This window comes from Geomonas diazotrophica, from assembly GCF_019063885.1.
Lineage (GTDB): Bacteria > Desulfobacterota > Desulfuromonadia > Geobacterales > Geobacteraceae > Geomonas > Geomonas diazotrophica.
In genome coordinates this window covers 4,799,405-4,818,201 of sequence record NZ_CP077684.1, presented here as the reverse complement: position 1 = coordinate 4,818,201, position 18,797 = coordinate 4,799,405, and the positions used below count along the sequence as shown (strand labels likewise).

Here is an 18,797-nt window from a genome sequence, read left to right as displayed (position 1 = left end):
GGTTCCGCCCGCAGCGCCGCCTCACAGCCACCGTTTGTTTTTGAAATAAACCAGCATCCCGCCGGCGAGCACGAGGCAGAGGGCGAACACGGCCGGGTAGCCGTAGGGCCATTCCAGCTCCGGCATCTGCTTGAAGTTCATGCCGTACCACCCCACCACGAAGGAAAGCGGCATGAAGATGGTCGCGATGATGGTCAGAACCTTCATCACCTCGTTGAGCCGGTTGGAGACGCTGGAAAGGTAGATGTCGAGCATCCCCGAGAGCATCTCGCGCAACGTCTCCAGGGTGTCGAGCACCTGGACGATATGGTCGTAGAGGTCGCGCAGGTAGATGACCGTTGTGTCGCGGACCAGCGGTGAATCGCGGCGCTGCAGGCTGCTCACCACCTCGCGCAGCGGCCAGAAGATCTTGTGCAGGAAGAGCAGTTGGCGCTTGAGCCGGTAGATCGCCTGGACCGTCGCAGTGGTCGGGTTGTCGACCAGCTCGTCCTCGACGTCCTCGATGCGGTCCGCCAGCTTCTCCACCACCAGGAAGTAGTGGTCCACGATCACGTCCAAAAGGGCGTGCAGCAGGAAATCCGGCCCCATCGCCCGCAGCCGCGCCTTCTCGTTGCCCAAGCGGGCGCGCACCTGTTCGAACACATCCCCTTCCAGCCCCTCCTGGAAGGTTATCAGGTAGTTCTGCCCGAGCACCAGGCTCACCTGCTCGCTCTTGATCTCTCCCCCCCCCTCGTCGAGCCCGATCATCTTCAGCACCACGTAGAGGTATTCCCCGTAGTCGGCGGCCTTGGGGCGCTGGTCCGTGGCCAGGATGTCCTCCAGTACCAGCGGGTGGATGCCGTAGCAGCTCCCGAAGTGCCGCAGCACCTCGAGGTCCGCGAGTCCCTCCACGTTGATCCAGGTCACACCGGCAGCGCCCTTCTCGATCAGGCACTCATCCAGCGAGGTGACCGGGCGCTTTTCCAGGTGGGTCTCGTCGTACCGCACCAGGTCGACCTTGGTGGCTCCCCCCTTGTCGCGACCCATGTGGATCAGCGTCCCGGGGGCCAAGCCTACCTTCTTCGAGCGTTTTTTTATCGATGTCATGGCAATCCTTAATTCCCGTTCAACGTTCAACTTTCAACGTCAAAACGTTCAATTTCAATCAAAGAAGAGGCGAAACCTCAATGTGGCACCCCTGCCAGCTTCATGATCCGGTCCCACTCTTCCCTGCGCACCGGCTGGACCGAGAGGCGGCTGCGGTTCAAAAGTGCCATCCCGGAGAGCTCGGGGACGGTCTTCAGCTCGGCGAGGGTCACCGGCCGCGGCAACTCGCGCACGAAACGCACGTCGACCATGTACCAGGTCGGCTTCTCCGGCGTGCTCTTGGGATCGAAGTATTTGCTGTCGGGGTCGAACGCGGTGAAGTCGGGGTAGCCGGCCCGGACCACCTCTGCGATCCCCACTACACCGGGCTCGGCGATGTTGCTGTGGTAGAAGAGCACCTGGTCGCCGACCTGGATCTGGTCACGCAGGAAGTTGCGGGCCTGGAAGTTGCGGACGCCGTCCCAATGCTCGGTGGCGGCGGGACGGCTTTTCAGGTCGTCGAGCGAGAAGCTTGACGGCTCACTCTTGAAGAGCCAGTAGTTGGGCATGTTGGGGTTCCTTTCCTCATAGAAAATGATGGCACGGCCTCGGGCGAATAATTATTCGCCCCTACGGGTGTTGCGTTTCTTCCTTTTCAACAACTTCAACAGCTCATCCGCCTCGAGCGTGTTCAGCACGTCCTCCCGCTCCAGCCAGCCGCGCTGGGCGACGGAGATCCCCCAGGGGAGGGTCTCGAACTGCAGCTTTGCGTGGGTGTCCGTGTTGATGGCGATCTTCACCCCCAGCTCCTTGGCGCGGCGCACGTAACGGTCCTCCAGGTCGAGCCGCAGCGGGTAGGCGTTGATCTCCAGCGCCGTCCCCGTTTCCCTGGCCACCTGCAGCACCTCTTCCATTTCCAGCTGGTACCCCTCCCTCTCGCCGATTATGCGACCGGTGGGATGGGCGATGATGTGGACGTACGGGTTTCTCATGGCGGCCACGATGCGCGCGGTCATCACTTCCTTCGAGTTGTTGAAACCGGAGTGAATCGACGCCACCACCACGTCGAGTTCCTCGAGCACCTCGTCCGGAAAATCGAGGGTGCCGTCGCCGTGGATGTCCATTTCGGTACCGTGGAGCACCCGGAACCCCTTCAGTTCGCGGTTCAGCGCCCGGATCTCCGCCTGCTGCTCCTTAAGCCGCTCCACCGTGAGGCCCCGCGCCACAGCGAGCCCCTGCGAATGATCGGTGACCGCGATGTAAGAAAGACCCCGCAGCCGGGCCGTCTCCGCCAGCTCCGTTATGCCGTGGGCGCCGTCGCTCCAGCGGGAATGGACGTGCAGGTCCCCCTTGATCTCCTCCCGGGTCACCAACTGCGGCAGTTTACCCGCCTGTGCCGCCTCGAGCTCGCCGCGGTCTTCGCGCAGCACCGGCGGTACGAAGGGAAGATCGAGCAGGCGGTAGACATCCTCCTCGTTCTCGCCACCAAGGCGCACGTTGTCCTCCTCTCGGAAGATGCCGTACTCGTTGATCTTCAGCCCCCGCTTCTGCGCCATCTCCCGCAGCCGGACGTTGTGCGCCTGGCTCCCGGTCAGGTAGGCAAGCGCGGCGCCGTAGGAGACCGGCTCCACCACGCGCAGATCCACCTGCACCCCTTCCCGGATGGTCACACTCGCCCGGGTCGGGCCGCGCATGATCACGTCGTGCACCTGGGGCAGGTTCAGGAAGGCCTCCATGACGCTCGCGGGCTCAGGCGAGGTCGCCACGATGTCGATATCCTTGATGCTGTCGCGGCGGCGCCTGATGCTTCCTGCAATTTCGACCCGGTCCAGCGGCGCCTTCTGTTGCAACGCCGCCACCAGCTCTTCCGCCGCCGGCAGCATCCGTCCCAGCGGTTGCCGCTCGCGCCCCCGCTTCACCGCCTGGATCCCCTTGAGGATGTTCTCCTCGGTCTTCTGCTGGATCCCCTTTATCCCGATCAGGCGATGTTCACGTGCCGCCTGCTCCAGCTCCTCCAGGCTCGTGATCTGCAGCGCCTCGTAAATCGCCTTCGCGGTCTTCGGCCCCAGGTCGGGCACGGCAAGCAGGGTGAAAACGCCGGCCGGCACCTCCTTTTTCAGCTGCTCATGGTAGGCCATTGTGCCGCTTTGCAGGTATTCCTCGATGCGTGTGGCCAGGTCCGCCCCCACCCCCGGTATCTCCAGGAGTTCCTTGTGCGACATCTGGGCCAGGTCGCGGTTCAGCCCTTCAAGGTTGAGTGCCGCCCGCCGGTAGGCCCTGATCTTGAAGATGTTGTCCTGCCGGATCTCCATGATGTCGGCGATCTCCTCGAACATGCGGGCTATCTCTCGGTTCTTCATGGCATCCCCCGGCAAACCCCGAGTTCTCTGTGCGACGTTTAAACCTTTCTCAGACGCTCCGATCTCACTTCCCGGCCTGGCCCCCCCAGAGTTCCTTCAGCCGGTGATCCCGGCCGCAGCTCAAGCGGTAGTAAGAATACCGCAGCGGGTTCTTCTTGTAGTAATGCTGGTGATATTCTTCCGCCGGGTAGAACTCGGTCGCCGCGACGATCTCCGTCTGGATCGGCGCCTTCAACTGCCTGCTCTTCTCGAGTGCCTGTTTGGACTGCAGGGCCAGGCGGCGCTGCTCCTCGTTGTGATAGAAGATCGCGCTCCTGTACTGGTGCCCGATGTCGCAAAACTGGCGATCCTTCACGGTCGGGTCGATGTTGTGCCAGTAACGGTTGAGCAGCTTCTCGTAACTGATCTTGGCCGGATCGTAAACCACCTGCACCGATTCCGCGTGGCCGGTGCCCCCTGCGGAGACCTGTTCGTAGGTCGGGTTCTTCACCTGTCCGCCGGTATAGCCGGAAGTCACCGAAACCACGCCCGGCAACTCGTCGAAGGGATGCTCCATGCACCAGAAGCAGCCTCCGGCAAAGGTGGCCTTCTGCAGTTGCGCGGCCGGCAGGGAGCCTGCCGCCGCGAGGATGAACGTAAAGGCAATCGCTACTACGGTAAGTGCTTTCATGGAAAGCCCCCCTTGAACCTTAAAACCTTAACGCGAAGACGCAGAGGCGCCAAGACGCCAAGGTAAGCTGTTGGTTTACCCCCTGCATTACGGGGTCTTTGCGCCTGTGCGCCTCTGCGCCTCTGCGCCATTGCGCCTTTGCGCCTTTGCGTTAGAGCCTTTCGCTTTGACGCTCCGTGCCTTTGCCCCCTCCTACTTCGTCGCCACGAACTGCAGCGCCGCGGAGTTCATGCAGTAGCGCAGCCCGGTCGGCTTGGGACCGTCGTTGAACACGTGCCCCAGGTGCCCCCCGCAGCGACGGCACAGCACCTCGGTCCGCGTGCTGAAGAAGCTGCGGTCCGTCTCGGTCTTCACGTTTTCCTTGGCTATGGGCTGGGTGAAGCTGGGCCACCCCGTTCCGGACTCGAACTTGTCCTCGGACCGGAAGAGGTCCAAGCCGCACCCGGCGCACCGGTAGATACCGTGGTCATGGGTCGCGGCGTACTTGCCGGTAAAGGCGCGCTCGGTCCCCTTCTCCCGCAGGATATGGTACTGCTCCGGCGTGAGTATCTTCTTCCATTCCGCGTTTGTCTTCACTACCTCGTCTGACATTACGTAGCTCCCTTTTTCAGCCGAATAGACCTTGATACGGGAAGCGGCGTCAGCGTCGATACCTACTGCCGCCGCGACAAAGAACAGAAAACCCAGAAACAATCTTCCATACTTCATGGCGCATCTCCTGTAGGTTGTTGAAACATGCCCTGTTGCACAGCCCTTAGGATAACATAGCGTGCAGAATATTGCATGACCGCCTCCTACTTGAGAAACCGGCGCACCTGCCGAAAAGTATCTTCACCTTTTGGCTTGAAGCCGGAGTGGTTATCCTGAATAATAGGTGACGTTGCCTGCATTGCTTGGGAGGAGAAATGAAGGGTCTTGCCGTAGTTCTGATGGTATTTGCGTGTGCGACGACGGCGTTTGCCGACATCTACACCTGGAAAGACAACAGCGGAACCAGGTTCTACACCAACAGTCTGCACGAGATTCCCGCGCGCTACCTGAAAAAGGCCCGGGTGCTCGACGTGGCCACCGGCAAGCTGGGAGGGCTGGCGACGGCACAACCGGCAACACCGTCTGCGCCGGCGCCAGGCGCGCCACCCGCACCGAACGCCCCGCCGCTTTTGGTGCAGCAGGCCCCGACGGGGCAGCCTGCGTCGCCGCCACAGACGTCGCCGCCACCGGCATCGGCGGCACAGCCGGCAGCTCCGGCCGTGCCCCCGGTCGCCGCTCCCTCCCCGGCCGCGCCGGTGGTAGAGCCCGCTCCCCCCGCTCAAAGCGCAACCCGGCCGTCGGGCAGGCTGTCCCGCCGGGAACTCAGGGCCTTGGGCAGGCGCGGCAACCATGCCGGCGAGGAGTGACCCATCTACAACGGAGCCGTCATGAAAACAACGATCCTGATGTCCTTGCTGCTGTTACTTTCCGGAACGGCCGGCGCGGAAGAGCTCATCTGTCGGGGTAACATCGTCAGCACCCAGGGGGAAGGGATCGTCGCACGCAAGCACCGCTTCGAGGTCGCCGACGTGACCGGGGACGACATCCAGGCGGTTCTGGAAAAATGCAGGAAGATCGCCCTGGAGCGCCAGGCACGGGCCGCCCGCAAGAACCCCGGCGGCAATTTCACCGCGTTTTCCGATGTCGACCTGCAGTGCAGCAAGGGGGCCGACAACCTCGTGGTGCGCCGCAGATTGCAGACCAGGTAGCGGCAGGAAAACCAGGCAAAGGAAAGATCCGAAGAGAAGCCCCCGCGGGCTTCTCTTTTTTTTAATTGTGATAGTATTTAGTCTTAATTTGAATTTTCACCCCGCAATGCCGAAGAGAACCTGGGGCACGACGATTGCCGCCCCGGCCACACCCCTACGATATTGAGATCTTACCTCTGAGAAACAGGCTGCATCCGGTTAATTCCAAAGCTGCACCATAGGAGATCAGGATGAACATTCATGAGTATCAGGCCAAGGAGATACTGAATTCGTTCGGCATCCCCATCCCTCGGGGCCGCGTAGCGCTCACCGCGGACCAGGTGGAGCGGGCGGCCAAGGAGATGGGAGGACGCTGCGTGGTCAAGGCGCAGATCTACGCCGGCGGACGCGGCAAGGCGGGGGGCGTCAAGCTCGTGCACCACCCGGAACAGGCCCAGGAGTACGCCAAGGAACTGTTCGGCAAGACCCTGGTGACGCCGCAGACCGGCCCGGAGGGGCTCAGAGTCCGGCGCATCCTGGTGGAGGAGGCGGTCGAGATCGCCCGGGAATTCTACCTCTCCATCACCCTGGACCGGAGCGCCTCGCGCTATGTCCTCATCGCATCCGCCGAGGGGGGAATGGAGATCGAGGAGGTCGCGTCAAAGACCCCGGAGAAGATCCACACCCTGACCATCGACCCTTTCCTGGGGCTCAGATCGTACCAGGCCCGGCAGATCGCCCTGCAGCTCGGCCTCTCCGGGAGCGTCTGCGAGGACTGCGTCAACCTGATCCAGAATCTGTACCGGGTCTGCCTGGAGAAGGACTGCGCCCTGGTGGAGATCAACCCGCTCGTGGTGACCAGGGCGGGGTGGCTCATGGCCATGGACGCGAAGATCACCTTCGACGACAACGCCATCTTTAGGCACCGGGAGTACCCGGACATGATGGACTACTCCCAGCTCGACCCGCTGGAGATCAACGCCGGCAAGTACGACCTCGCCTACATCAAGCTCTCCGGCTCCATCGGATGCCTGGTGAACGGCGCGGGCCTCGCCATGGCGACCCTGGACGTCTTGAAGGAGTACGGGGGGGAACCTGCCAACTTCCTGGACGTTGGGGGCGGCGCCACCCGTGAAAAGGTGGCCGAGGCTTTCAAGATCATCCTGCAGGACGCGGACGTGAAGGGGATCTTCGTCAACATCTTCGGCGGCATCATGCGCTGCGACGTGATCGCCCACGGCATCATCGAGGCGGCCAGCGAGGTGAACTGCACCCTCCCCATCGTGGTGCGCATGGACGGCAGCCAGGTCGAGGAAGGAAAACGCCTCCTCACCGAGAGCGGCCTGAACGTTCAGTGCAGCGACAACCTGGGAGACGCGGCCTCGAAGATCGTGGGGATGCTGGGATAGCACTCCCCCCCTGACCCTCTCCCGCCGGGGCGGAGGGGACTCAAACAGGAGATTTGTCATATGTCCATATTGATCAACAACTCTTCCAGGATAGTGGTCCAGGGGATCACCGGCCGCAGCGGCCTGTTCCACACCCAGCAGTGCCGCGAGTACGGCAGCAACATCGTCGCCGGCGTGACGCCCGGCAAGGGGGGCATCCACATCGAAGGGATACCGGTGTTCAACACGGTGGCCGAGGCGGTGAAGTACACCAACGCCAACGTCTCCATGATCTTCGTTCCTCCGCCGGGGGCGGCTGACGCCATCCTCGAGTCGGCGGCGGCCGGGCTCGAGCTCGCCGTCTGCATCACCGAGGGGATTCCGGTGCGCGACATGGTCCCGGTGAAGGCGGTGTTGAAGCAGAGCAAGATGCGGCTGGTCGGCCCCAACTGCCCGGGCGTGATCACGCCGGGCGAGTGCAAGATCGGCATCATGCCCGGCCACATACACAAGCCCGGCAAGATCGGCGTCGTCTCGCGCTCCGGCACACTCACCTACGAGGCGGTGAAGCAGCTCACCGACATGGGGCTCGGGCAGTCGACCTGCGTGGGGATCGGGGGCGACCCGATCATCGGCATGAACTTCATCGACGTGCTCAAGCTCTTCAACGAGGATCCGGGCACGGAAGGGGTCTTCATGATCGGCGAGATCGGCGGGGCCGCCGAGGAGGACGCGGCGCACTGGATCCAGGAACACATGAAAAAGCCGGTGGCGGCCTTCATCGCCGGGGTCACCGCACCGCCGGGCAAGAGGATGGGGCACGCCGGCGCCATCATCACCGGGGGCAAGGGGAAGGCGGAGGACAAGATCCGCACCCTCACCGAGTGCGGCGTAACGGTCGCGTCCAGCCCGACCAAGATGGGCGAGGCGATGCAGATGGCCCTCGCCGCCAAGGTAAACGGCAAGAAGAAGTAATTTACCGGCAAGCCTCACAGTAAAAAGGGCACCTCCCGAAGTGGGGGTGCCCTTTCCTTTTTGATCAACAGCCACGCTGCCTAGCAGCATCGACACCCGACACAGCCATCAACCGGCAGCCACCGTTCCGCGCTCGGAACCCCACAACGGCCTTGGTTGTCAGCCTCACTCGCCCCCTGCTCCAGGTTGCCTCACCGCCAAAGGGGAAAACTTACCCGCCGGCACCCTGTCCTCGCAGGGGACCTTCGTCTGACACAGTCCGCAGCCGGTACTGGTGACCCCGAATTTCTCCCCGACCGCCCCGGGGACCGTCGCGTAGACATGCTCGCGACAGAGGCGCTTGTCGTGCCCGTCCCGGGACAGCGCTCCCACCGGACAGCGGCCGATGCAGGCCCCGCAACTCCCCTCCCGGTACCAGAGGCAGTTGGACCTGTGATCGGTGCTGGTGCGCGCAGTGGGTTCCAAATGGGCATCGGTGATGACGCTGCCGAGACGGTGGGCGATCCCGGCCGGGGTGATGAGGGCATCGTTGAGGCTGAAGGTTCCGAGCCCCGCCGCATAGGCGGCATGACGCTCCGACCAGGAGGAAGCGATGCCGACCGGGCTGTCCCGGTACTCCCGCCAGGCCGGGTGCAGTTGCGGAGCCAAGGCACGGTATCCGGCATCGACCAGCAACTGCACGACCTGCCGGCGCAGCGCCGCGTTGAAGGCTTCGCCGTGCTCCCTGGTCAGGGCCCAGGCGCGGGAAGGATAGGTCGTCTCGGAGCGATTGCTGCGGCGGGTCTCTTCGGAGATGGGCAGCGCCCAGCAGATCACGGTGGCAGGGCGCCAGGGTGGGCTTTCTTCCAGCGCCAGTTCCGCCGGCGTGAGATGGAAGGGTCCGATCACCGTCTTGTACTGCGCGAAAAGCGGATCATCCGCCGCCGCAAAACCGATCAACGGCTCTGCGAAGTAAGGCGAGCCCTCCTCCGGAAAACGGTTGCCCGGTTCCTCGCGCACGAACCGCATCATCATCCGGCAAAGCGTGTCTCTCATCCGTGGCACCTCCTGGCTTGGGAAGAAGCGGGAACATAGCTTATCATGTTCTACGAAAGCGGCCACTTTTTTTGCGTATCTGGCACAGCCCTCTTTAAAGGGGACCTTGTCGGCTCTTCGCACTGCCTCAGCATCACATTATTTTTCTTAAATTCATCGCTTTTTGTTTACAGCATATCTCAAGTACAGACCACTTTTCCCGATAAGTCTCCTGCGGGAGTGGAACGTTGTTCGACAGAGACAGTTGACCGCGGCACCGGCAAGGAGAAGAACATGAAGGAAATCTTGAACTTTTACCTCAACCTCACCATCAGGTTCAGGCTCGGCCTGCTGTGCGTCTGTTACAGCTTCTGCCTGATCGCCACCGCGGTTGCCGCCCAAGCGGACTCCCTGCTGATAAAGTACGGATCGCTCGCCCTCTTCATAATCATGGGCGGGATCTTCGGCGCGATCAACATCTGGTCCATCAGGACGCCGCTGGTGCGGACCATGAGATACCTGGAGACCATGGCGCAGGGGGACCTGAGCGAAGAGATCGTGGTCAACCGCCGCAACGAGATCAGCGACATGCTAAGGGCCTTGCAGAAACTGCAGGCGTCCATGCGGGGGATGATCCAGGGGATCCAGCAGACCGCAGACGAACTCGCCAGCGCATCCAGCCAACTGAGCAATACCTCGCTCAGGATGGCGGAGGGGACGGTGCACGCTTCGCAGCAGTCCAGCTCCGTCTCCAGCGCCGTCGGAGAGATGGCCGGCGTCAGCAGCGACATCGCGCTCAGCTGCCAAAAGATGGCCGACCGGGCGGGAAGCACCAGCACCGCGACCAGCAAGGGGGAAGAGACCATCACGCGCATGACGTCGGTGATGGGAGAGATCGAGCAGATGGTGTCGGGCACGGTCGACGCAGTCAAGGCCCTGGGCGCCAACTCGGACAAGATCGGAAACATCGTGGTCGCCATCGAGGACATCGCCGACCAGACCAACCTCCTGGCGCTCAATGCCGCCATCGAGGCCGCGCGGGCCGGCGAACAGGGACGCGGCTTCGCGGTGGTCGCCGACGAGGTCAGGAGGTTGGCGGAACGCACCACCTCGTCCACCCGCGAAGTTCAGTCGATAATCGCGTCGTTGCAAGGGGATGTGAAAAACGTGGTGGCGCTGATGGAGCGCAGCGCAACCAGTGTCAGAAGCGGCACCGATGACGTACAGCATTCCAGCCACGCCATCGGGACCATCAAGGAACATATCACCCCGCTCTTGGAGTACGTCTCGCAGGTCGCCACCGCGGCCGAACAGCAGTCCGCGACCACCACCAACATCTCCGAAAGCATGCGTCAGATCATCGGGGTGGTGCAGGAAACGGCCGGGGGCGCGCAGGAATCCGCCCGGGCGGCGGAGGATCTCGCCAACTCGGCGCGGTCGCTGCAAAACATGGTGAACCAGTTCAAGGTCGCGGCGTAAATGCGAACAGGGATGAAGGGGATGAAAGGGATGAAAGCCCGTTTATTCGGCTATCCCCTTTATCCCCTTCATCCCTGTCTGTTTAGACGTGGAATTTGCGGGCGAGGTCGTTGTCGATGACGTAGACGCAGATTTCCTTGGCGCACTGCTTGGTGTACTTGAACTTCTCGGAGCTCAGGTTGTTGATCAGGAAGGTCACGTCGTCCCTGATCCGCTTGTCGTAGGTCTTGAAGGCCTCGGTGTCGAAGTCCTTGATGGCGCGGCGGAAGTTGGCGTTCTCCAGGAACGGCTCAAGCACCTTCTCCTTCAGGTTGAAGACGTAGCGGTCATGCAGCGACTGGAACAACGCCGTATCCTGCGCCCGTTTCCCCTCCACCATGATCTCCTGGGTCAACGTCCTGCCGGTGTACTCGTGCTGGGTCTCCTGCCTGAATGCGAACCGCGCCTCATCCTCCACCTTGGCACCCAGCAGGCGCCGCTCGATCCCCGCCAGAAACTCCTCGGTAATCTCCAGCTTTTCCCCCGTGAACCGGCAAACCTCGACGGCGCCGAGCTCGAAGTTAACGGCGAACATGTAGTGCAGGATGTCCCGCTCGATCTGGGCCTCGTTGTAGTAGTAGAGCGCCTCCTTCACCTCCTGGAGCACCACGTAGTCGTAGTTGTGCACCAGGGACTCCATGAAACCGTCCGGGATAGACTCCTTCAGCTCCTTGTGCCAGCGCGTGAAGAAGGTGGACAGGCTGTTCATGGTGATCATCTTGTCCTTCCGGGCGTAGGCAGAGTAGAAGTCGGAGAAGATCTTGATGGATTCGCGCCCCGAGAAGCCGTGATCCCCTTCGTGCTCGCTCTCGGCGATGATCTTCTTCCTCCGCTTGGCGTTGAGCCGCTTCCGGTCGTCCTCGGAGAGCCACTCGGGGATGTGCCCGGTGTAGATCTCCATCTTCAGGATCTGCAGGTTCTCGTCGCAGTAGAGCCGGTACTTCTCCGGATCGCCGATCCACTCCAGGAGCGCGTCCGATTTCACGTTCATCCTGGTCGAAATGATCACCCGGGCGAAGTTGTGCAGCACCCGCGGCAGGAAGCTCGAATCGATGTGCTTGCCGAAGATGTTGCGGTAGATCTCCACCTCGGTGTTCAGGTCCATGACGTAGGGGATGTTGATGAACTCGATGCGGTCCGAGAAGGACTGCACCCCCTCGATGCTCCGCTCGTCCTCGGGGTTCATGAGGGCGATGAACAGGCTCCTCACGTTCTCCTCGATGTCCTCCACCTTGTGGATCCCTTCGCTGATGATGTTGTGCAGTTCCAGAAGCCGCTCGGCGTTGTGGGACTTCACGTCCATCAGGGCGTAGATGCCGTTGTTGGTCTTGGCGAAGTTGGAGAAGATGTACTTGACCTCGTTGCTGTCGCCCAGGAGCAGGTCGATCTTCCTCTGCAGCATGTCGTTGGTGAGGATGTTCTGCTTCATCGACTTGTCGCCGGGATTGAAGACCGTGATCCCCTCGCCCAGCCTGCGGTTGAAGCGGTAGGGGCGCACCTTGATCATCCGGAAGATGTCGGTGGGGTCGTCGAGCCGCGCCGAGAGTGCCTGGAAGATGGAGGTGCAGATGGTGCAGGGGGAGTCGCGGAAGACCCAGTCGTACTCCTTCTCGGTGAAAAGCTTCCACTTGAAGGAATCGTTCTGGAACAGGTCGTCGAAGAACGCGCGCCGCTGCGCCTTGTCGATCATGAGCAGCGGGCTGTCGTGGGACGGGCAGGGCACCTCGACCACGTCGCCCCCCCGCAGCAGCGCCCTGGTGTCTATGTGGTCGTGGCTCTCCAGCTCGTACTCGTCCAGCAGGTGGGAGAGCTTCTCCACGAAGGCGTTGACCTGGTGCTCCTTGAAGGTCCCCAGGACGCGGCGGTCCAGGTGCCAGACCACCTCGTAGCTTCTCCCCTCCTCGGTGCTCGCGTATTCCTCGAACTTCATCAGCACGTTGTTCAGGAAGGTGCTCTTGCCGGAACCGGGAGGCCCCTCGAAGATGTAGATCTTGTTCTGGCGCGCGCCGCTTTTCATGTCCGCGACGTGGCTTAAGAAACGGTTGGCGAACAAGCGGTCGGCAAAGAAGGGGCGGTCGGAGTTCTGCACGAAGAGCTTCCGGGTGTCGTAGGGGACGAAATTTATCGACTCGGGATCTTCGGGATACTCGTCGTTCCCCTCGCTGACGTAACTTCTCACCATGTCGTGGAAGAGCTGGAAGATGTTGCGCATCATCCGTTCCGGCTGCTCGGTGACGAGCTGCATGAACTCCTCGAACGACATGTGCGAGGCGCTCTTGTGTTCGACGATGGTGCGGCTCAAATGCCTTATGACTGTCTCTAGATCTGGCATAGCTTATCCGCCTGTCACAGTATCTGCCGACTGAGGACCTTGTCCTTCATGGTGTAGACCACCCGCTGCCAGGTGATTTCCGGCTCTTCCATCCCTTCCCGCCCCGCGCCTCCTCGTGACTGCTCTATCGCCGCCTCGCTGGTCTCCAGCTGCACCGGCGCCCCCCAAAGGTACTCGATGCCGACCATGGTGTTGGCGATATACTCGCTGACCAGCTGTTTCCCCTCGAAGTGGTGTACCAGGTAGAGCATCCCTTCCTCGCCGCGCTCAGGTGCGATCTCGATGTGCGGCGGATGGTACAGGGAGGCGAGCACCATGTCGCGGTAGTCGTTGGCGTCCCGGCTCTTGACGTAGTACTGCCAGACCATGCGCTGCGGGTCGAGCCGCTTACCGGTCACGAAGAGGTCGTAGCGGTCGGTGAAGTCCTGGTCCACGAAGTCCTTGATGAAGAGGTAGTCGCAGTAGTTGCTCCTGATCTTGAACAGGTATTCGTCCCCTTGGCCGGAAGCGGCGTCGAACCGCTTCCTCTCCTCCCGGTCCGAGAGCCGGTTGAACTCGTAGCCGGTCTTACCCTTGTCGCCGTTCTCCTTCAACTGGTACATGAGCCGCATGCCCAGGGCATATGGGTTCATGCCGACCCGCGGCATGGAGGTGACGCCGGCATGGACGCGGGCGAAATCGACCTCGTGCCCTTTGATGCGGTCGTCCACCAGGAAGAGCTTCTCGTGCCAGTAGCTCGCCCATCCTTCGTTCATGATCTTGGTGCGGATCTGGGGCTGGAAGAAGATCGAGGTCTTCCGCACCACCTCGAGCACCGAGCGCATCCACTGGTTTTCGTCGCGCGCCAGGAATTCCGAGTTCTCGATCAGGAACTTCATGAGGTCGCGCCGCTCCACCCGCTTCACGTTCTGGCTCTTGGCGAAGTGCGCCTCCATTTCCGGATACTTGGCGGTCACCTCCGCGAAGAAGATCCGCTCCCCCTCGTCCTTGTTCTGGGCGACGGACTCGTTGTAGCGCGCCACCTCCTTCAGGTACTCCCCTACCGGCAGCTTCTTCTCGACCTGCAGGAAGACGTCGAAGTAATAGTCCAGGCGGCTGGAGGTGGCAGTCTCCGGCGCCATGAACAGCGGCGAGAGCTCGTCGTGGTAGGCCACTAGGTTGTCGATGGAGCGGGCGAACTCGAGGATGTAGTCCACCCAGCGCCCCTTCTCCGCCCTGAGCTTCGCGATCACCCGCTTGTCCGAGAGCGCCTGGCCCGTGAAGTCGTATTCCCAGGTGTGCCGGAAGTAGAGGTTGTTCTGGAAGAAATCGATGTGGCCCAGCACGTGGTAGAAGATCATCACGTTGAGCCAGTCGGGGTTGTTGTCGTTGTAGAACGAGATGGGGGGACGGGTGTTGATCACCGTCTCGTAGGGGTTGTGCGGGTAGAGCTCGTACTCTCCCTTGCCCCGGAGCACCTCGACGTCGTGCACCCAGTAGTCGTACAGGGTGGGGATCATGACTTTCGGGGAGAGCTCGATGAGGTCACGGTTGGTGACGATGTACTCGAGGCTCTCGTCGGTGAAGGAAAGCCCGGCGGCGCGCGCCCGCTCCTTGCACCCTTCCATGATCGCCTTGGTATGTTGGTTGATCAGTTCCATAATGGCCTCAAAAAAGCAGATCAAGATTAAGATTAAGATTAAGAAGATCGGCCCTGGTCCCGCACATCAGCTGTATCACACGACTCGAAATCTCGATCTCAGCCTTAATCTGCTTCACCTCTTACTCTTAATCTGCTTCTACGAGATGAGCCTCTTGATCCCCTCGATCACCCGGGCCTCCTCGGCGTCCTCGTGCATGATGTCCATGCGCAAGAGGTCCGGCTTGTCACGCAAAAGCCCTGAGTTCTCCAGGTAGCGGGCCACCTCGGTCCATTGCGTCCCCGCGTGCTCGGCGATGGTGACCCCCATGCGGCTCACGTAGCTGAGGATCTTGACCAGCTCCGGAATGGACTTGTCGCCGCCGGTATCCCAATCGTCGCCGTCGGTGCCGTGGAAGACGTAGATGTTGTAGTCCGCCGCCAGGTTCTCCTTCTCGACGATCTCGTTCACCAGCTTGTAGGCGCTCGCCACCTCGGTTCCGCCGGCGACGCGGGAGTTGTAGTAGGTGTCGAAGTCCGGCACTTCCTTAGCCTCGGTGTCGTGCAGGATGAAGCGCGACTCCACCTGCCCGGCGTACTGGTACAACAGCCAGCTGTAGATCATCACGTGCTGGGTCGCCACCAGCTCGGTCACCTTCCCCGCCATGGAACCGGAGTAGTCGCGCAGGAAGAAGACCATGGCCTGCGGCTCGTAATCCTTCTCTTGGGAGAAGATGCGGTACACCTTGTCCCGCGGCGAGATCAGGAAACGGGTCGGGTCCATGTCCGAGGGATCGGGGAGGTTGCCAAGCGAGATGTTGGTTTCCACGATCTTCCTGAGGGTCGCCTTCTTGTCCAGTACCTGGCCGGAGCCACGGTTTCGGTCGGTGAGGTCGTAGATGTACCGGGTGAAGGAGCGCTTCTTCCCCTTTTCCTTCAGGTTGGGGAGCTGGAACTGTTCGGTGAGCACCCGCCCTAGTTCGTAGGCCGAGGCCCCCATCTCGTGGGCTTCGCCCTCACCCTGCCCCGGCCCCTGCCCGGGCTCCTCGCCGGTCTCGCGCACCTTCTGCTCGCCGATGACCTCGCCTTCCTCCCCCTTGCCGCTGCCGCCGGTCGAGCCCCCCTCGCCGGGAGGTCGGACGGTCGGATCGTGCAGGAACTTCTCCTCCTCGGTTGAAGGGACCACGACGATCTTCCCCTTCCCCCCTTTGCCCGGCTTGATCAGCCTCCCCACCCTGATCTTGCGGGGGAAGCCGTCCTTCTCGCGCTGCCGGTCACGCTCCAGGAGCTCGTCCAGCGCCTTCATGTGGAGCTGGTACGGGTTCGGGACCCGCCCCTGGTCCTGCAGCACCGCCAGGTCGTGCCAGGCGTAGAGGCTGCGGGAGAAGTCGGGGAAGGGGCCGCGCCGGTCGGAGACGGAGATCTCCCGGGTTCCCGCCAGCTCCTCCCGAAAACGCGCCTCCCGCTCGGGATCGAGCCCCTTGGCCTTCAGTTGTTCGAGGTATTTTTCGGGATCTTTCATGGCGTCTGCCGCCTCTAAAGGCGGGCGAATACGTATTCGCCCTTACGTGGTCTGTCTCCCCTCGCCCTTTGGGAGAGGGGCGGGGGTGAGGGCGTCGGCTCGGGGCACGCCCTTTCTTGTGGCAACTCCCTCACCCGGCCTTCGGCCACCCTCTCCCGGGGGGAGAGGGTAAAACTCAGCACCCGTTAGCTCTCGTCCTCCTGCGTGCAGAAGTACTCGATGGTCTTCTGGGCGCAGGTGCGGCAGTAGCCGAGTTTCCCCAGCATGGTCACGATCATCCGGTCGTAGAGCTTCTGGTTTTCCTCGTTGGTGCGGTTGGCCAGGGCGCCGATCAGGCTCCCGGCACCGGCTATGTCGGATTTGAGCCGTACGTCGGTGACCGCCTTGACCAGCTCAAGGTTGTCCATGAAGTCGTAGCTCGGGTCGACCGAGATCTTCTGGCCATAGATCTTCCTGATCGAGGTCCTAAAGGACGCGCGTTGCTCCTCGGTCTTAAGCCCGATCCGCTCCTCGACGCTCTTCACGTAGCGCTCGTCGATCTTGAGCGCCTTCAGTTCGCCGGTCTGGGGATCTTTGTACTTCCACATCCGGTCCGGCCCGAGATTCTCGGCGTCGATGCCGATGATCATGTTGACGTAGTTCTGCACGTCCTTCTTGATGGCGAAAGGCTCGTCCATATACGCGTTGAACATCTCGGTCATGATCCGCTCGCGGTAGAGCTTCTTGCCGGTCTTCAGGTCCTCCAGGTACTTGGCGCGCTCGTTGGGCTCGACCACGTAGTCGAGGACGACCCGCTCCAGGCTCCTGAAGACGTCGTAGGCTACCATGCAGCGCCCCTCGTTGGTCTCTGAGCTTTCCTTGAGAATCTGGATGCTGCGGCCGAGGCTTCTGTGCCCGAGGCCGCGCTGCCCGAAGCGCTTGGTGATGTCGGGCTCCTGCCCCAGGGTGTCGATCACCTCGGCAAGCGCCTTGATGCTCTTCTCGCCCGCCACCTCGCCGGCGGCAAGCTTCATGGTCTCGATCGGGGTGAGCTTCTCGGACCTCGGGAGCCTGGTGAGCACCACCCCCACCGAGGCGGCGTAGTTCAGGTTCGGGTCCTGGTGCAGCACTTCCTTGGTCAGGGTGGTCTTCGATTCGCTGCCGATGGCGTAGGCGGTGAGCCCTTCCTGCATCCGGTAGTTGGTGTTGTGCGAGACGTAGCAGATCCTGCAGCGGTCCACGATCGGCGCCTCCTCCTTCTCCGCCAGGAAGCGGTTGAACTCGGAGTTGTTGCTGGTGGCGATGATCATGGAATCGATGGGCCACTTGTAACCGTCGATCTCGATGGCCCGGTTCTGGATCACGCCAAGGTAGACTTGCACCAGGTCCTTCTTGTTCTTGAAGATCTCGTCGGAGAAGTGGATGCCGCCTCCCGCCACCCGGGCCAGGGCGCCGCGACGGAGGTCGAAGCGGTACGGGTTGTTGGTGTCGGAGAGGTGCAACAGGCGCTGGATCGACTCCTCGCCCAGGAGGTCCACCGCCGAGGAGGTGATCTTGTCCTTGGCCGGGTACTTGCCGGTCAGCGTCCCGAGGCTCTCGCTCATCGGGACCGGAAGAATGGCGATGCTTTCGAGCACCTTCTCGATGTCGTTGTCGTGGTACTGCCGGATTTCATTGAGGATGTAGCCGGTGCTCGCACCCAGGGGGCGGTAGTTCCGGTACAGGGTCTCGATCTCGGCGTCGGAGAACCCCTGTTCCCCGATGAAGCGGCGGCTTTCCTCGGGGTCGTCGAAGAGGTTCATGGCCAAGATCATCGGGTCCTCGTAGGTCTCCGAATCGACCTCGCGTATCCTGCCGTAGTTGCCGAGTTGGTCCATGTTGAGGAACCGGAAGCTGTACTTGCGGTTGCGCCCCTGCAGGAAATTTCGGTACTTGCCGCAGAGGAACTCCACGAAAAAGGTCTTGCCGTTGCCTGGCTCGCCGACCAGCACGAACGCCATCTCCTTACTGGAGCCCCCCTCGGCCGCGTCCTTCACGAACGAGACGAAGCTGTTGATCTCGTCGTACATGCCGATGGTGTGCTTGCGTCCGGTCCGGAAGATGTTGAAGTCGTAGGTCGTTTTGCCGTTGACGACGACCTTCTCGAAACCCGGCTCCAGGATCATCCGAATGATCCCCTGGAAGGCGTTTTCAAAAACCCTTTCTCCCGCCTTGACGGCGGCCAGGTGCTGACGGAGCGTTTCGTTCTTGGCAGTCATGGTTTCCCTCCGCGTGTTATTAAGCTGCGGTCTTCGTTTTAATTGATTTTGACATCCAAAAAAATTATACGCCCGCGCCCTTTACTTTTGCAAAGTCTTTACCGCGCAGCCTCTTCGGTCAACTCCAGCAGGAGCAGGGGCGGTTCCGACAGAATTAGACGACGGTACTGCTCTAAATACATTAGAAAATTGGCAAGTTGAATTGTACCCAGTGCTTTCGTTTCTGCAACCGGGCGCGAAAGGTATTATGCCGGGACTGGAAGAACCGGGCGCGGCGGAATCCTTGCTTGTGCTTCGCTTTAAATTTGCCTATCCTCTGGTACCATTTGCTGGTCCCGAATCGGGAAGGTTTTTAATTGGGATGGAGAAAAGGAGGCCCA

General features: G+C 61.6%; 15 protein-coding genes. 5 read left to right on the top strand and 10 right to left on the bottom strand.

What is annotated here, in order from left to right; all coding sequences use genetic code 11:
* Positions 1–21: 21 nt before the first annotated feature.
* From corA to msrB, 5 genes are all read right to left on the bottom strand, one after another.
* Positions 22–1,086, bottom strand: coding sequence for a magnesium/cobalt transporter CorA (gene corA / locus KP003_RS21430; protein ID WP_236026665.1), 1,065 nt, complete (start codon positions 1,084–1,086; stop codon positions 22–24).
* 77 nt (positions 1,087–1,163) lie between these two features.
* On the bottom strand, positions 1,164–1,634 hold the full coding sequence (locus tag KP003_RS21185) for an EVE domain-containing protein (RefSeq protein ID WP_216496921.1): 471 nt from the start codon (positions 1,632–1,634) through the stop codon (positions 1,164–1,166).
* Positions 1,635–1,685: 51 nt separating this feature from the next.
* Positions 1,686–3,425: a DNA polymerase/3'-5' exonuclease PolX gene (gene polX, locus KP003_RS21180; protein ID WP_216496922.1), complete on the bottom strand. Its 1,740-nt coding sequence runs from the start codon at positions 3,423–3,425 to the stop codon at positions 1,686–1,688.
* Between the two features lie 64 nt (positions 3,426–3,489).
* Positions 3,490–3,981, bottom strand: coding sequence for a peptide-methionine (S)-S-oxide reductase MsrA (msrA, locus tag KP003_RS21175; RefSeq protein WP_236026697.1), 492 nt, complete (start codon positions 3,979–3,981; stop codon positions 3,490–3,492).
* Positions 3,982–4,287: 306 nt separating this feature from the next.
* Positions 4,288–4,803 (bottom strand): peptide-methionine (R)-S-oxide reductase MsrB, encoded by a 516-nt coding sequence (gene msrB, locus KP003_RS21170; protein ID WP_216496924.1) that lies wholly within the window; start codon positions 4,801–4,803, stop codon positions 4,288–4,290.
* Between the two features lie 221 nt (positions 4,804–5,024).
* On the opposite strand from msrB, the gene KP003_RS21165 reads away from it, so the two are divergent.
* The 4 genes from KP003_RS21165 (at position 5,025) to sucD (ending at position 8,176) form a co-directional block, all read left to right on the top strand.
* Positions 5,025–5,492, top strand: a complete 468-nt coding sequence (locus KP003_RS21165; protein WP_236026666.1) for a hypothetical protein — start codon at positions 5,025–5,027, stop codon at positions 5,490–5,492.
* 21 nt (positions 5,493–5,513) lie between these two features.
* Entirely contained in the window at positions 5,514–5,834 is a 321-nt protein-coding gene (locus KP003_RS21160; RefSeq protein WP_216496925.1) for a hypothetical protein, read from the top strand.
* A gap of 230 nt (positions 5,835–6,064) precedes the next feature.
* Positions 6,065–7,222, top strand: a complete 1,158-nt coding sequence (gene sucC, locus KP003_RS21155) for an ADP-forming succinate--CoA ligase subunit beta (protein WP_199396509.1) — start codon at positions 6,065–6,067, stop codon at positions 7,220–7,222.
* A 60-nt stretch (positions 7,223–7,282) separates the two neighbouring features.
* Positions 7,283–8,176, top strand: a complete 894-nt coding sequence (sucD, locus tag KP003_RS21150) for a succinate--CoA ligase subunit alpha (RefSeq protein WP_216496926.1) — start codon at positions 7,283–7,285, stop codon at positions 8,174–8,176.
* A gap of 165 nt (positions 8,177–8,341) precedes the next feature.
* Here the strand turns inward: sucD and KP003_RS21145 are convergent, their stop codons facing one another.
* Positions 8,342–9,211, bottom strand: coding sequence for an epoxyqueuosine reductase (locus tag KP003_RS21145; protein WP_216496927.1), 870 nt, complete (start codon positions 9,209–9,211; stop codon positions 8,342–8,344).
* Positions 9,212–9,484: 273 nt separating this feature from the next.
* On the opposite strand from KP003_RS21145, the gene KP003_RS21140 reads away from it, so the two are divergent.
* Positions 9,485–10,669, top strand: coding sequence for a methyl-accepting chemotaxis protein (locus KP003_RS21140; RefSeq protein WP_216496928.1), 1,185 nt, complete (start codon positions 9,485–9,487; stop codon positions 10,667–10,669).
* 82 nt (positions 10,670–10,751) lie between these two features.
* Here the strand turns inward: KP003_RS21140 and KP003_RS21135 are convergent, their stop codons facing one another.
* The 4 genes from KP003_RS21135 to KP003_RS21120 form a co-directional block, all read right to left on the bottom strand.
* Positions 10,752–13,040 carry a serine protein kinase PrkA gene (locus KP003_RS21135; RefSeq protein ID WP_216496929.1) on the bottom strand — a complete coding sequence of 763 codons (2,289 nt, stop codon included), beginning with the start codon at positions 13,038–13,040 and terminating at the stop codon, positions 10,752–10,754.
* A 14-nt stretch (positions 13,041–13,054) separates the two neighbouring features.
* Complete coding sequence (locus tag KP003_RS21130) at positions 13,055–14,680, bottom strand: SpoVR family protein (RefSeq protein WP_216496930.1); 1,626 nt, start codon at positions 14,678–14,680, stop codon at positions 13,055–13,057.
* Positions 14,681–14,818: 138 nt separating this feature from the next.
* Complete coding sequence (locus KP003_RS21125; protein WP_216496931.1) at positions 14,819–16,180, bottom strand: DUF444 family protein; 1,362 nt, start codon at positions 16,178–16,180, stop codon at positions 14,819–14,821.
* A gap of 185 nt (positions 16,181–16,365) precedes the next feature.
* Positions 16,366–18,417: a serine protein kinase PrkA gene (locus tag KP003_RS21120; protein ID WP_216496932.1), complete on the bottom strand. Its 2,052-nt coding sequence runs from the start codon at positions 18,415–18,417 to the stop codon at positions 16,366–16,368.
* Positions 18,418–18,797: the final 380 nt, after the last annotated feature.